Source organism: Lacticaseibacillus zeae subsp. silagei (assembly GCF_030770335.1).
In the GTDB taxonomy this organism is placed as follows: domain Bacteria; phylum Bacillota; class Bacilli; order Lactobacillales; family Lactobacillaceae; genus Lacticaseibacillus; species Lacticaseibacillus zeae.
Window position 1 is genome coordinate 2,113,412 of the sequence record NZ_CP132484.1, and the last position, 12,230, is coordinate 2,125,641.

Annotated in this window: 14 protein-coding genes; all 14 read right to left on the reverse strand. The window is 51.5% G+C overall.

What is annotated here, in order from left to right; genetic code table 11:
- Nucleotides 1-78 precede the first annotated feature (78 nt).
- Nucleotides 79-852 carry an acetyl-CoA carboxylase carboxyltransferase subunit alpha gene (gene accA / locus LACZS1_RS09850; RefSeq protein WP_070652218.1) on the reverse strand — a complete coding sequence of 258 codons (774 nt, stop codon included), beginning with the start codon at nucleotides 850-852 and terminating at the stop codon, nucleotides 79-81.
- A 264-nt stretch (nucleotides 853-1,116) separates the two neighbouring features.
- Nucleotides 1,117-1,932, reverse strand: coding sequence for an acetyl-CoA carboxylase carboxyltransferase subunit beta (locus LACZS1_RS09855; protein WP_070652219.1), 816 nt, complete (start codon nucleotides 1,930-1,932; stop codon nucleotides 1,117-1,119).
- Complete coding sequence (locus tag LACZS1_RS09860; protein WP_070652220.1) at nucleotides 1,914-3,296, reverse strand: acetyl-CoA carboxylase biotin carboxylase subunit; 1,383 nt, start codon at nucleotides 3,294-3,296, stop codon at nucleotides 1,914-1,916. Before LACZS1_RS09860 ends, LACZS1_RS09855 begins: the two co-directional genes overlap by 19 nt.
- Nucleotides 3,297-3,333: 37 nt before the next feature.
- On the reverse strand, nucleotides 3,334-3,774 hold the full coding sequence (fabZ, locus tag LACZS1_RS09865) for a 3-hydroxyacyl-ACP dehydratase FabZ (protein ID WP_010491726.1): 441 nt from the start codon (nucleotides 3,772-3,774) through the stop codon (nucleotides 3,334-3,336).
- A gap of 425 nt (nucleotides 3,775-4,199) precedes the next feature.
- Complete coding sequence (accB, locus tag LACZS1_RS09870; protein ID WP_010491727.1) at nucleotides 4,200-4,637, reverse strand: acetyl-CoA carboxylase biotin carboxyl carrier protein; 438 nt, start codon at nucleotides 4,635-4,637, stop codon at nucleotides 4,200-4,202.
- Between the two features lie 5 nt (nucleotides 4,638-4,642).
- Nucleotides 4,643-5,863: a beta-ketoacyl-ACP synthase II gene (fabF, locus tag LACZS1_RS09875; protein WP_052767555.1), complete on the reverse strand. Its 1,221-nt coding sequence runs from the start codon at nucleotides 5,861-5,863 to the stop codon at nucleotides 4,643-4,645.
- 22 nt (nucleotides 5,864-5,885) lie between these two features.
- The gene (locus LACZS1_RS09880) at nucleotides 5,886-6,614 is read right to left on the reverse strand and encodes a 3-oxoacyl-ACP reductase family protein (RefSeq protein ID WP_010491731.1); all 729 of its coding nucleotides are present in this window, start codon (nucleotides 6,612-6,614) and stop codon (nucleotides 5,886-5,888) included.
- On the reverse strand, nucleotides 6,611-7,534 hold the full coding sequence (locus tag LACZS1_RS09885) for an ACP S-malonyltransferase (RefSeq protein ID WP_070652221.1): 924 nt from the start codon (nucleotides 7,532-7,534) through the stop codon (nucleotides 6,611-6,613). The genes LACZS1_RS09880 and LACZS1_RS09885 overlap by 4 nt, the downstream gene beginning before the upstream one ends.
- 26 nt (nucleotides 7,535-7,560) lie before the next feature.
- Nucleotides 7,561-8,550, reverse strand: coding sequence for a nitronate monooxygenase (locus LACZS1_RS09890; RefSeq protein ID WP_070652222.1), 990 nt, complete (start codon nucleotides 8,548-8,550; stop codon nucleotides 7,561-7,563).
- 23 nt (nucleotides 8,551-8,573) lie between these two features.
- The gene (locus LACZS1_RS09895; RefSeq protein ID WP_010491736.1) at nucleotides 8,574-8,813 is read right to left on the reverse strand and encodes an acyl carrier protein; all 240 of its coding nucleotides are present in this window, start codon (nucleotides 8,811-8,813) and stop codon (nucleotides 8,574-8,576) included.
- A gap of 68 nt (nucleotides 8,814-8,881) precedes the next feature.
- Nucleotides 8,882-9,841, reverse strand: a complete 960-nt coding sequence (locus LACZS1_RS09900; protein WP_070652223.1) for a beta-ketoacyl-ACP synthase III — start codon at nucleotides 9,839-9,841, stop codon at nucleotides 8,882-8,884.
- Nucleotides 9,842-9,856: 15 nt separating this feature from the next.
- The gene (locus tag LACZS1_RS09905) at nucleotides 9,857-10,306 is read right to left on the reverse strand and encodes a MarR family winged helix-turn-helix transcriptional regulator (RefSeq protein ID WP_005684753.1); all 450 of its coding nucleotides are present in this window, start codon (nucleotides 10,304-10,306) and stop codon (nucleotides 9,857-9,859) included.
- Nucleotides 10,307-10,376: 70 nt separating this feature from the next.
- Nucleotides 10,377-10,814, reverse strand: a complete 438-nt coding sequence (locus LACZS1_RS09910; RefSeq protein WP_070652224.1) for a 3-hydroxyacyl-ACP dehydratase FabZ family protein — start codon at nucleotides 10,812-10,814, stop codon at nucleotides 10,377-10,379.
- Nucleotides 10,815-11,233: 419 nt separating this feature from the next.
- Entirely contained in the window at nucleotides 11,234-12,202 is a 969-nt protein-coding gene (locus LACZS1_RS09915; RefSeq protein WP_070652225.1) for an alpha/beta fold hydrolase, read from the reverse strand.
- Nucleotides 12,203-12,230 lie beyond the last annotated feature (28 nt).

The following is a 12,230-nucleotide window of genomic DNA, read 5'->3' on the forward strand; positions in this document are numbered from 1 at the left end:
GTTACAAAAGTAATTATAAAACTTTTTAACCAAAGAAAAAACACCGCCGTAAAAATGGACGGTGTGGTGCCGTTTTCATTAAAATTGCCGGAACCGCGTCTGGCGCTTGGCAACCAAGCTTTGCGGATCCATGGCCGTCAGCTCAGCCAGTTTGGGCTTCACTGCGGCTTTGAGCGCTGCCGGAAAATCCGCACCGGTATCGGGAACGATACGGTCACAGACGCCTTTTGCCAACAGATCCTGCGGTGTCAGTTGCATCACTTCAGCTGCTTCTTTGGCGCGACTGGCATCTTTCCATAAAATTGCGGCAAAGCCTTCCGGTGACAAAATGCTATACATACTCTTATCGGTCATCCAGACTTCATCCCCAAACGCCAAGGCAAGCGCACCGCCTGAGCCACCTTCACCGACTAAAATAGCCAGAATCGGCGTCGGCAGATCCGAACAGGCCACAAGTAAGTCAGCGATCGCTGCTCCTTGCCCGTTCGCTTCGGCTTCTTTACCTGGGTAAGCACCCGGCGTATTGATCAGCGTGACAATCGGCCGGTGAAACTTAGCAGCCTGTTTCATGAGGCGCAACGCTTTCCGGTATCCCCAAGGTTCAGGACTGCCAAAATGGGTCTGCAGCCGCTCCGTCAAATCATTGCCCTTGTCAGTCGCAATGACGGTCACGGCTTGCTGATCTAGCCAGCCGATGCCGCCGATCACTGCCGGGTCATCATGGCTCTGCCGATCACCATGGAATTCATGAAAATTGGTAACCAGACCATTGATGAGCTCACGGGTTTGGTACGGCCGCGGTGCACGGGCCGCCTGAACGGTTGCGTAGGCTGAAGTTTCTTTTTTTGGCATGCGAAAATGGCCTCCTTGATTCGATTGGTGCTTGGGTGGAAATGGGTGGGACGGGACGTTCTATGATGCAAACGCGTTCGCAGTCGCAGAAATCTACGTGTAAGGACCTCAAGCCTAAATGGCCAAAACCCTGCCTGTGGCTTTCTTGCACAAAAACGCGTTCACTGGCGCAGGAGCCTGCGTGTAAGGACCTTGGTCGCAATGGCCTAAACCCGGGCCATCACGCCCAAGGCCACTTACACTCCGGCTCCTAACCGCGCCAGCTCACGCTCTATGCATTTTTAACAAATCCCCTACATAAGCTTCCTGATCACTCCGCGGCACGATGGCGTCGATGAAACCACTTTGCAGCAAAGTTTCGGCGCGTTGGAAGTTTTGCGGAAGTTTTTGGTTGATGGTCTGTTCGATGACGCGACGGCCAGCGAAACCGATTAAGCTGTGGGGTTCGGCCAAGGTGATGTCGCCTTGCATGGCAAAGCTGGCAGTCACACCGCCCATGGTTGGGTCGGTGAGAATGCTGATGTAAAGCAGGCTGGCATTGCTGTGGTTTTTAACCGCCGCACTAACCTTAGCCATCTGCATCAGTGAATGAATTCCTTCCTGCATCCGGGCACCACCGCTTGCGCAATACAAGACAACCGGTAAGCTGGCTTCTGTGGCTTTTTCAAATAAACGCGTTAAGCGCTCGCCAGTCACGGTCCCCAGAGAGCCCATCATAAACTTAGGATCCATGATGCCTAGGCCACAGACTTGGCCGCCAATGTTAGCTTGGCCAGTCCAGACGCTATCTTTTAAGCCGGTCGCCTGCCGTCCCGCTGCGAGTTTCTTGTCGTAGCCGGGGAAGTCAAGCGGATCGGTTGTGACCAGATCGGCGTCCCATTCAGTTGTTTCGGTTGCCACCAGCGCTAACCGCTTCTTGGCCGTGATGCGAAAGCCATAGTGGCAATGCGGACAGACTTGAGCATCGCCTAAACTTTCCCGATAGCTGCCTTGCTTACAGTATGGACATTGAATCCACAGGTTTTCGGGCAAGGCCGCTTCACGAGCAAGCGCTTCTTGGGTTAGTTGTGGTTGGAACATGCAGCATCCTTCCTTTCATCCTGCCATTGCGGCAAAAAGTCGCGGTTAAGATAAGCGGTATCGGCTTTACCGGCCAATACAACGGGTGCCCGGAAAAGTGCCAGCGCAAAGTCACGGTTGGTTTTAACGCCTTGAACATCCAATTCGGTCAAGGCGCGGTGCATTTTTGCCAATGCTTCTTGGCGGGTTTGCCCATGGACAATGATCTTAGCAATCATCGCATCATAGTAAGGGCTGATTTTATCGCCAGGCGCAACGCCGGTGTCAACCCGCAAACCTAAGCCGCCGGTCGGGAACCGCAACTGATTCAGGGTGCCGACATCGGGCATGAATTGATGGTCAGGATCTTCGGCATTGAGCCGACATTCAATTGCAACGCCAGATGGCTCGGGCGTCGTCAATTCGACGTCTTCGCCAGCAGCAATCTGCAACTGTGCGCGAACCAAATCGACGCCGGTCACCATTTCGGTAATCGGATGTTCAACTTGAATCCGTGTGTTCATTTCCATGAAATAAAAATGATGTTGCTTGTCCATCAAGAATTCAATGGTGCCGGCATTGAGATAATCAACGCCATTGGCAATAGTTTCTGCCAACTGCAACAGCTTGGCTCGCTCAGCGGATGTTAACACTGGGCACGGACTTTCTTCGATCATTTTTTGACTGTGGCGTTGTAAGCTGCAATCACGTTCAGGGAAGACGCTCACATGGCCTTGCCGATCGCGCAGCACCTGCACTTCGACGTGTTTCGCTGGCACAATTACCTTTTCCAGATACATCGTTGGGTCGCCGAACGCTGCCTGGGCTTCTGCCTGGGCACCGGCAAACTCGGCGGTCAGCGCATCGGCGTCGGTCAGCTTACGGATCCCTTTACCGCCGCCACCAGCACTGGCTTTAAGCATCAAGGGATACCCGATTGCCTGAGCCGCTGCCAACGCCGTATCGACATCCTGCAACGGACGGCTCCCGGGAATCACTGGCACCCCAAGATCAATCATGGTTTGCCGGGCGACCGCTTTATCACCCATCCGCTCAATCGCGGTTGGCTTAGGACCGATAAAAGCCAGGCCGGCATCGGTCACCAACTTGGCAAATTCGGCATTTTCGGATAAGAAACCGAAACCCGGATGCACAGCTTCAGCCCCGCTTAAAATGGCGGCGCTGACGACATTGCGCATATTCAGATAAGAGTCGGTTGCCCGTGGACCGCCGATGCAAATCGCTTCATCTGCCAGCGAGACATGTAGGCTGTGGCGATCGGCATTCGAAAATACCGCCACCGAGGTGATGCCCATTTCCCGCAAGGTTTGGATGATGCGGACCGCAATCTCGCCACGGTTGGCAACGAGTACTTTTTTGAACACAGTTCCACTTCCTTACACGAGTCTGAATCCGGCGATATTAGCCAATGGCAAAAACGAGTTCGGCACTGCAGGCCATGTCTTCGCCGACGTATACCTTGCCTTTGCCTAAGCCGGCATGGTCAATCAGTTTTTCCAAGGTGACTTCGATCCGCAAAACATCGCCTGGACGAACCATGTGGCGGAACTTGGCTTTTTTAATGCCGCCAAGATAGGCGGTTTTGCCTTTGAAGTCCGGCATTGACAACAAGGCAATTGCCCCGGCCTGCGCCATGGCTTCAATTTGTAAGACGCCCGGGAAAATCGGATTGCCCGGAAAATGGCCTTGGAAAATCTGTTCGTTGATGGAAACATTCTTTTGGGCCACAACTGATTCGCCAGGTTTAAGATCCAGTACCCGGTCGATCATGAGCATCGGATAGCGATGCGGTAGAATTTGCTGAATTTCTTGTGCTTCAAGTGTTTTCTTGGTTTCGAGCATGGAATAAAATTCCTCCTTAAAACGCGTTTGTTAGGTTTGCGGTATCGTTAAGCGTTTTTCTAAACACAGCTAGGGCCGTTCCATAGTTTTGCAAAGACAGAAGGATTTAGGCAATGCGTTCTGTGCCGTGCCAAACTACGCAATCTCCGGCGTTTTGGAGCTGGAACGTGGTGGGCACGACTTTGAGCCTCAGCAAACCCGGCTGAGTCTCAAAGCTCGGCCTTGTACTACGCCGGGAAGATCGCCCGGCTAGTACAATTTCACCACTGAGCCCCAAAACGCCTACGATTGCTTCGCTTTGACACTAGAATCTTAAGATCCCTTTAGTTGCCTGCAATGAACTTAAAAATAAACGATGCTTCAATTTTAGGAATTACCGGTCACTCTTGCATCGTAACGATAAATTGCCCCTTAGCCTACGCCGCTTATTCTTCGACCGTAAACAACGGCTGATCGTATTCGACCAAGCTCTCGTTGTCGACTTCGACAGCCTTGAGCGTGCCGGTTACGGTGCTTTTGATTTCGTTCATCATTTTCATCGATTCGATGATGCAGACAACCTCGCCTTTTTTGACGTGGTCGCCGACTTTGACATACGGATCGGCGCCTGGTTTGGGTGCCAGGTAAACGATACCGACTAGCGGAGCCTTGATGGCGGTGCCGGCGGGTTGTTCAGGTTGGGCAGCCGGTGTCGGGTTGACCGGTGTGGCTGGCACTGGATTGGAAGCCGGAGCAGCCGGTGCCGGTGCGACCGGACCCGCTTTGACGAGATGCAGGGAATCCTCGCCGAGCGTCAGTTCCAGCTCGTTCAAAGAACTTTGCTCCAACTGCTTAATCAAGGATTCGATCATTTTGGTGTCCATGACACTCACCACCTTTTGAAGGCCAAGACCGCATTATGGCCGCCAAAGCCAAAGGAATTGCTCAAGGCATAATCAACTGTAGTATCACGATTGTCTTGGTTGACCAAGGTGACAGGGCAGTCTTCATCTTGTGCCGCGTCCACGACGTTCATCGGTAACCGACCATCCTGCAATGCGCTCAAAGTCATAATTGCTTCAATGGCACCGGCCGCACCTAACAGATGACCTGTCAGTGCTTTAGTCGAACTGACCAGCACGTTGTCGCCGAAAAGATCATGAATAGCTTTGCTTTCCATGGCATCATTGGCTTTGGTGGCTGTACCGTGCGCATTGATGTAACCCACGTCACTAGGCTGAATGCCGGCTTCTTCGACAGCCAGCTGCATTGCGCGGGCGGCTTGGGCACCACTCGGATCAGGAGCAGTCATGTGATACGCATCACTAGTTGCACCATAACCTACCACTTCGCCTAAAATCTTGGCGCCGCGTTTCTGGGCATGGTCAAGACTTTCAAGAATCAGCGTACCGCCGCCTTCGCCAAGCACAAAACCGTTACGATCGGCCGCAAATGGCAAACTTGCTTGGGTCGGGTCTGCGGTTTTGGACAAAGCTGATAGCGCCGCAAATCCGGCAATTCCGATTTCGTTGACGGATGCTTCGGCGCCACCCGTAATCACAACATCGGCTTTGCCAGCTTGAATCCGCATCGCTGCTTCGCCAATGGCGTTCGTGGCAGAGGCACAAGCTGTGACCACCACGTAACTAGGACCGTGGGCACCAAAATATTGGGAAATGGTCCCGGCAACCATGTTACTAATGGCTTCAGGCACAAACAGTGGACTCACCCGATCCGGGCCTTTTACATACATCTTCGTCACTTGTTCCTGAATGGTTGTCAAACCACCAATCCCTGATCCGAAAATAACGGCCATACGATCAGCATCAACGGCGTCTTTGGTCAGCCCGGATTGCTCGTAGGCTTCAATGGCGCTGTATAGACCATATTGGGTAAACAGATCCAATCGCTTGCTGAGACGCTTTTGCATGCGTGCTTCAGGTTTGAAATCTTTGACTTCACCAGCGACTGTGATGCCGGTTTTTTCAGCATCAAATTTGGTGATAGGTTGAATACCGACTTTGCCAGCGTCCATCGTCGCTACGGTTTCAGCGACTGAATGACCCAGTGGATTCACGGTACCCATTCCGGTTACGACTACTCGTTGCAATGTCATTCCTCCGTTCATGTCCTTAACCTAACCCGCCGGCGACTGTCAAAGTCTGTCCGGTTATGTAGGCATTTTCGACCAGAAAGCGGGCCGTGTGCGCGATTTCTTCGGGCTGGCCGAAGCGCTTCAACGGAATTTCCGCTAAGATCTGGTCCTGACTGGATTGGCTCAATGCTGCGGTCATATCCGTGGCGATCATTCCCGGCGCAATCGCATTGACGCGCACGCCACGCATTGCCCCTTCACGTGCCAGTGTTTTGGTCAGGCCGATAATGCCGGCCTTGCTGGCAGCGTAATTCGCCTGCCCGATGTTGCCGGTCAATCCGACCACACTGGCGAGGTTAATGATGACCCCGGCACGCGCCTTCATCATTTTCTTGAAGGCAGGTTGGGTCACATAAAAAGTGCCATCTAAGTTAACTTGGATGACCTTGGCAAAAGTGGCCGGTTTCATCCGCATCGCCAACATGTCATCATTGATACCGGCATTATTGACCAAAATATCCACACTGCCGAATTGATCCAAGGCTGCAGCTACCAGCTGTTCACCAGTGGCTGGATCATCGACACTGCCTAAGACGGTGACAACCCCGTGGCCAAAGCCTTCTAATTCTTTGATCAAAGTTTCCGGAAATTCGTGGCGTGCATTCAGCACCAAGTTGGCGCCTGCCTGCGCAAAATTTCTGGCAATCGCTTCACCGATGCCACGCGAGGCACCCGTGATGATCGCGGTTTTATCAGTTAATTTCAATCTGCCTTCACTCCGTTATTCAAATCGGCGACCTCATTGAGGCTCGCTGCATCACTAATCAGATGCGTTGTCATCTTACGGTCAATCCGCTTAATCATCTTGCTAAGCACCGGTTTGGGACCCAATTCAACGATCGTATCAACGCCTTCAGCCTTCAGTTGCGCGATCACCGCCGCAAATTTGGTTGGTTCCGCAACCTGGGCGGCGAGCACGGAACGCATATTGCGCGCCGTAAACGGTTTGAGCGCAGTGGTGCTGATCACCGGAATCACTGGTTCAAACACATTGGCCTGTTTCAACGCTGCCTGCAACTGCGGTTGGGCACTAGCCATCAAGGGGCTGTGAAACCCGCCAGTCACATGCAACGGAATGGCGCGGACGCCTTGTGCTTTTAGCCATTTTTCAACGGCTGCCAAGGCTTCATGGGTGCCTGCCAAAACCGTTTGCTTGGGGCCGTTGTAGTTGGCCGGCCAAACATCCGGTGCCTGTTCGCAGGCTTCCTGAATGACCGCCTGATCACCGCTCATGACCGCCAACATACCACCTGGCCGATTCTGACAAGCCGTCGCCATCGCTTTACCGCGCGCCGCGACTAATTTAAGTCCGTCTTCCAGACTGAGACCGCCGCCAGCAATCAGCGCACTGTACTCGCCCAGACTCAATCCGGCCAAAGCCGTTTCCGGTGGTAATTCAGCGGATGCGACTTCATGCATGGCCACACTATAAGCCACCAACGCCGGCTGCAAGTCATCCGGATGCGCGGCAAAATCGCCATTGGCCAAAAACTCAGGCAAGTCAAAGTCCAAAACGGCGTCGGCACGGTCAATAATCTCTTTGAATATCAAAGTATTCTGGTAAAAATCGATCCCCATTCCGGGGACCTCGGCACCTTGGCCGTTAAACACATAAGCAAATTGCAACAGATGGAACCCTCCTTGTCATGTGTTTACTGACGTGGAAATGCATCCGCAGTCGTACTTGTGAGAAGGTCAGCCATTTTTGAGCCGGCCAAAATCTCTTTTGCCTGCTGCATGACTTCTTCAACGATGTCCTGACTGCTTTCTTCGCGCTTGACCAAACCGGAAATCTGACCGGCCATGAATGAACCATGATCGCGATCGCCTTCCAGAACAGCTTTACGCAAACTGCCATTACCTAATTCTTCAACAGCGGTAAAGTCAGTCGTACCGGACAAGGCGATTTCCTTTTCCAGTTTCAGGTAGTTACGACTCATCGGGTTTTTCAGCACGCGGGCTGCATGACCGACATACATACCGGTAACAAGCGTATCCACGTCTTTCGCCTTGATCACCGCATCTTTATAGTTTTGGTGAATCCGGCTTGAAGTTGATGTCAGGAAGCGGGTGCCCATTTGAACGCCGATCGCACCCAGGCTGAGTGCGGCCGCAACACCGCGACCATCGGCAATCCCACCGGCCGCAACAACCGGAATATCAACGGCATCAACGACTTGTGGCACCAAGGCCATGGTCGTGATACTGCCAATGTGACCGCCAGATTCCAGGCCTTCAGCAATCACACCGTCCACGCCATCACGCGCCATACGCTTGGCCATGGCAACAGACGGCACGACCGGCATCACAACGGTGCCATTTTGCTGGAGCCGTTCCAGATAACGGCTAGGATCGCCGGCGCCTGTGGTTACCAAGGCAACCTTGGCATCAACAATGACATCAATAACCTGTTCGACAAAAGGCGATAACAGCATCACGTTCACACCGAACGCCTTGTCTGTCATTGATTTTGCAACTTCGATCTGTTCCTTAACCCACGAAGCAGGGGCATGACCGGAACCAATGATACCAAGACCACCGGCTTCAGAAACCGACGCAGCTAATTTACCGTCAGCAACCCATGCCATGCCGCCTTGAAAAAGCGGATACTTAACGCCTAAGCGTTCCATTAATGGACTCATTGGCCCACTCCTCTCCAGTTGTCTTAAGCTTCGGTCTTTTCAGTGATGAAGTTTACCAGATCAGCAACCGTTTCGATGCTTTCATCGGTTTCGATCTTAACGTCGAATTCGTCTTCGATTTCGTTGATGATTTCGAAAATATCCAAGCTATCTGCATCCAGATCATTCTTGAAGTTGGTGGTCAACGTAACATCTTCAGCGTTTTTGTCCAATTGGTCAGCAATGATGTTTTGTACCTTAGGCAATACTTCTTCGTTTGTCATGTTAAAATGTTCTCCTTTAAATTAAGTGGTTTGACCGTTTTTTCGGTCAGTCTACAGGGATATTCGAATTAATACGTCATAATCAGCGAGCCGACTGACAAGCCGCCGCCAAAACCGCTGAGGACAAATTTCTGGCCCCGTTTCAGCTGACCGCTTTCAGCCAGTTGCGCCAACAAAATCGGCACGCTGGCTGCGCTGGTGTTGCCATACTCGTCAATGTTGATGGGAAACTTTTCCGCAGCAACTTTCAACTTCTTGTTCACGGATTGAACAATGCGGGCATTTGCCTGATGAAGCAGGAACCAATCGATATCATCTGTGGTCATCTCCGCTTGATCCAGCGCTCGCTGAATCGATCGCGGAACTTCACTGATGGCAAATTGGTAAACCGCCCGGCCGTTCATTTTGAAATAAGCTGAAGATTCTTCAACCGCATCCGCAAACGGACTTTGATTGGCTTGAGCCCCAGCTGACAGTACCATCTCGGTATCGCCGAAGCTTTTGAGGTCGACTGCCTGAACCGGCGCGCCTTGATCACTGATCAAAACGCCGCCAGCACCATCAGCGAATAACACTGCTGTGCGGCGATCATGCCAATCAACCAATCGGGAAAGCACTTCGCTCCCGATGACCAAACCTTGATGAACCGTCGGGCTGGTCATCAGTCGATCGGCAACGTGCAACGCATACTCAAAACCGGCGCAGGCAACGTTGAGATTAAATGCAAATGCATGATCTGCATTAAGTGCTGCTTGCAGGCGATTTGCCTCGGCCGGGGTTGCATAGTCCGGGCTCATGGTCGCCACGATGATGAAATCAAGCTGGTCGGCACTCGTCGCCGACTTCGTCAAAAGCTGCTGGGCAACATCATACGCTAGATCAAAGTTACGCTGATCGGTGACCACGTGGCGGGTTTTAATCCCCGTACGTTCTCTGATCCAACTGTCAGATGTATCCATAAATTGACGTAACTGCTCATTTTCAACACGCGTGGCAGGTACCGAATAAGCACTGGCCAGAATCTCCAAGACGGGGCCTTCTTTCTAATGACGATATTCGTCAATAAATTCATTGAGATTATCCAGCGCGCGTTCGATCAACTCGATTTGCGGCTCGGTAAATCCTTTAACAAAACTTGCAACCATTTTCTGGTGAAAGGCAAGGTGGGCGCGATACATTAAGCGCCCTTTGCGGCTAAGTCGCAGATTCACGACTCGTTTGTCCGACTCAAGATGCAGTCGTTCGACATACCCTTTGCGTGCCAGATTGTTAATCGCCACACTTAGGGTTCCTTGCGTCACATGCAGCTTTTTGGCCACATCACTTGAGCTGGGTGTCGCATGAATACCAATCGCATCAATGGTATGCATTTCTTTAATACCTAAATCCCGGAACTGACTTTTGCGCAGTTCCTCTTCTTCCATTCGTAGGATATCTGAATAAACGCGAATGAGTTTATCATTAATCCGCTTGACGCTTGGCTTTTGGGACATTGGTGTGCCTCCATGTACAACTGATTTGATATTCAAAGTATCAGTTGAAAAAAAAAGCCTGTCAAGTGAACTAAGCATTTGCTTCTACCACAAAATGCAATTCTGCGTGGCAGACGAGCTCATCACCGATACTGGCGGTCGTTGTGACCACCCCCATGTTCGCCCGAATCTTGCCCATTTTGACTGCCAGCGTCAAGACACTGCCAGTCGGGACAGGCTTCAGGAATTCTGTTTTGCCGATACTTGCCAGATAAGCGGTTTTACCGGCAAACTTTGGTGATTTCAAAATCAGGATTGATGCCGCTTGGGCCAGCGTCTCAATAATCAACGTCGGCGGCATGGTTAACTCGCCCGGCAGATAAGCAACCAGATGATCCTCTGCCACGCTGACATACTTCTCCGCGACAATGGATTCATCCGGCACTAGTTCGGAGACCCGATCGATATAGAACAAAGGATAACGATTCGGAATCAGCGTCTGTATGGTTGAGGTATCCAAAGTTGTCATAGCCTCGCCTCCTTTAACCACGATCGCAATTGAGCACTTGCAGAAAAGATTATCTTGTCGCCAAACAAAACAAAAACTTCCGCTTGGATCAGGCGCTCACATGCTTTCGCTCTTTTGTCCAACCAGATTAATTGGATGTTCAAAGCATATGCAGAACTGTTTTGATTGTCAAACCTTTTTCGCCTATATTCTTTTGTGAGAATATAGGCACAAGCGAATGAAGGCGGTCCCAGATAACTTTGTTGTGGGATTTAAGGCATGCCATAAACTGTGAACGGATACAAAAAATAATTTTTGAAAAATTGAGTTTTTGCGGCCCGTTTTTCTGACCAAAATAAAAAACGCGATGACCGTTGCAAGACATCCGATCATCGCTAAAAATATAATTTTTTTGGTTAGAATTCACTTGTACTGATCAATTACCGGCGGCTAAGTTCGGCGCGCAACCGACTATCCTTTAACTTCAATCGAATAATCGTGCCCACTTTTTCGGGGTCGTCGATCCACGGCTCATGGCCAGCGCCATTAATGGTCACCAGTTCGCCATGTTGCACCACTGCGGCAATTTCCTGACCTAACTCTGGCCTTGCGAGCGCGTCATTCGTGCCCCAAATAAGGGTGGTGGGTACGGAAAGGTGCCGTAGTTGGTCTTCACCAAGGCCATTATGGTTTTTCTCTGAATTCATGCTGCGCAACAAGGACAAGGTCGATACCGCGTAATTCGGTAAGTGGTCAAAGGCGTAGACGCACGCGGCAAAGCTTTGCGGCAACTTGCTGACCGCCACTGGATCAGTGCCCATGCGGTGAAGCGGTCCCCATGCGCGCTTGGCAGATTTTGGGATCTGGCGCTTCATAAACCACTGCCCCAAGCCCGGCATCATCGCCATCTTGAGCATACCAGGCGTTTTGGTCATTAACATCCGTCCCGGATTGCCTAAAAGAATCAGCTGATCAACGCGTTCTGGATGGGCCAATGCAAACCAAGTTGCCCAATGTGCGCCCATGGAATGCGCAATGATCGGTGCTGACTTCAGATCAAGCTTGTCCATGATTTGGCCGATTAAATCGACCGCAAATTGGTGCACATCCACCTGTTCATGGTCAAATCCGTCGCTTAAACCGCCACCTGGTCGCGCCAGCACAAACAAGTGATAACCGGCCAGTTGCGGCAAAAGCGGCGCAAACGGGTAAGGATCGCCGGTATTGCCGGGAATGATAAGCACAGGATCCCCATGGCCGAATTCAAGCACCCTGACTCGCAAATCGTCTGGTGGCAATTTAAACCAGCGCGCCTTGGGTTTCAGGTTAAAATCGGCCCATAGCTGGTTTTCGGCGTTACGCGCTGCCTGAAAAGCGACTGAATCATGTTCAAGAATCGGTTGCGTCACGAACTTTCCCCCTCGTCAATCATCAAAA

Excerpts from the sequence above, each read along its gene's own strand:
- LACZS1_RS09855 (WP_070652219.1), bottom strand. The coding sequence starts at position 1,932 with ATGTTCCAACCACAACTAACCCAAGAAGCGCTTGCTCGTGAAGCGGCC.
- accB (WP_010491727.1), bottom strand. The coding sequence starts at position 4,637 with ATGGACACCAAAATGATCGAATCCTTGATTAAGCAGTTGGAGCAAAGT.
- LACZS1_RS09895 (WP_010491736.1), bottom strand. The coding sequence starts at position 8,813 with ATGACAAACGAAGAAGTATTGCCTAAGGTACAAAACATCATTGCTGAC.
- LACZS1_RS09910 (WP_070652224.1), bottom strand. The coding sequence starts at position 10,814 with ATGACAACTTTGGATACCTCAACCATACAGACGCTGATTCCGAATCGT.
- LACZS1_RS09890 (WP_070652222.1), bottom strand. The coding sequence starts at position 8,550 with ATGAGTCCATTAATGGAACGCTTAGGCGTTAAGTATCCGCTTTTTCAA.
- LACZS1_RS09905 (WP_005684753.1), bottom strand. The coding sequence starts at position 10,306 with ATGTCCCAAAAGCCAAGCGTCAAGCGGATTAATGATAAACTCATTCGC.
- fabZ (WP_010491726.1), bottom strand. The coding sequence starts at position 3,774 with ATGCTCGAAACCAAGAAAACACTTGAAGCACAAGAAATTCAGCAAATT.
- accA (WP_070652218.1), bottom strand. The coding sequence starts at position 852 with ATGCCAAAAAAAGAAACTTCAGCCTACGCAACCGTTCAGGCGGCCCGT.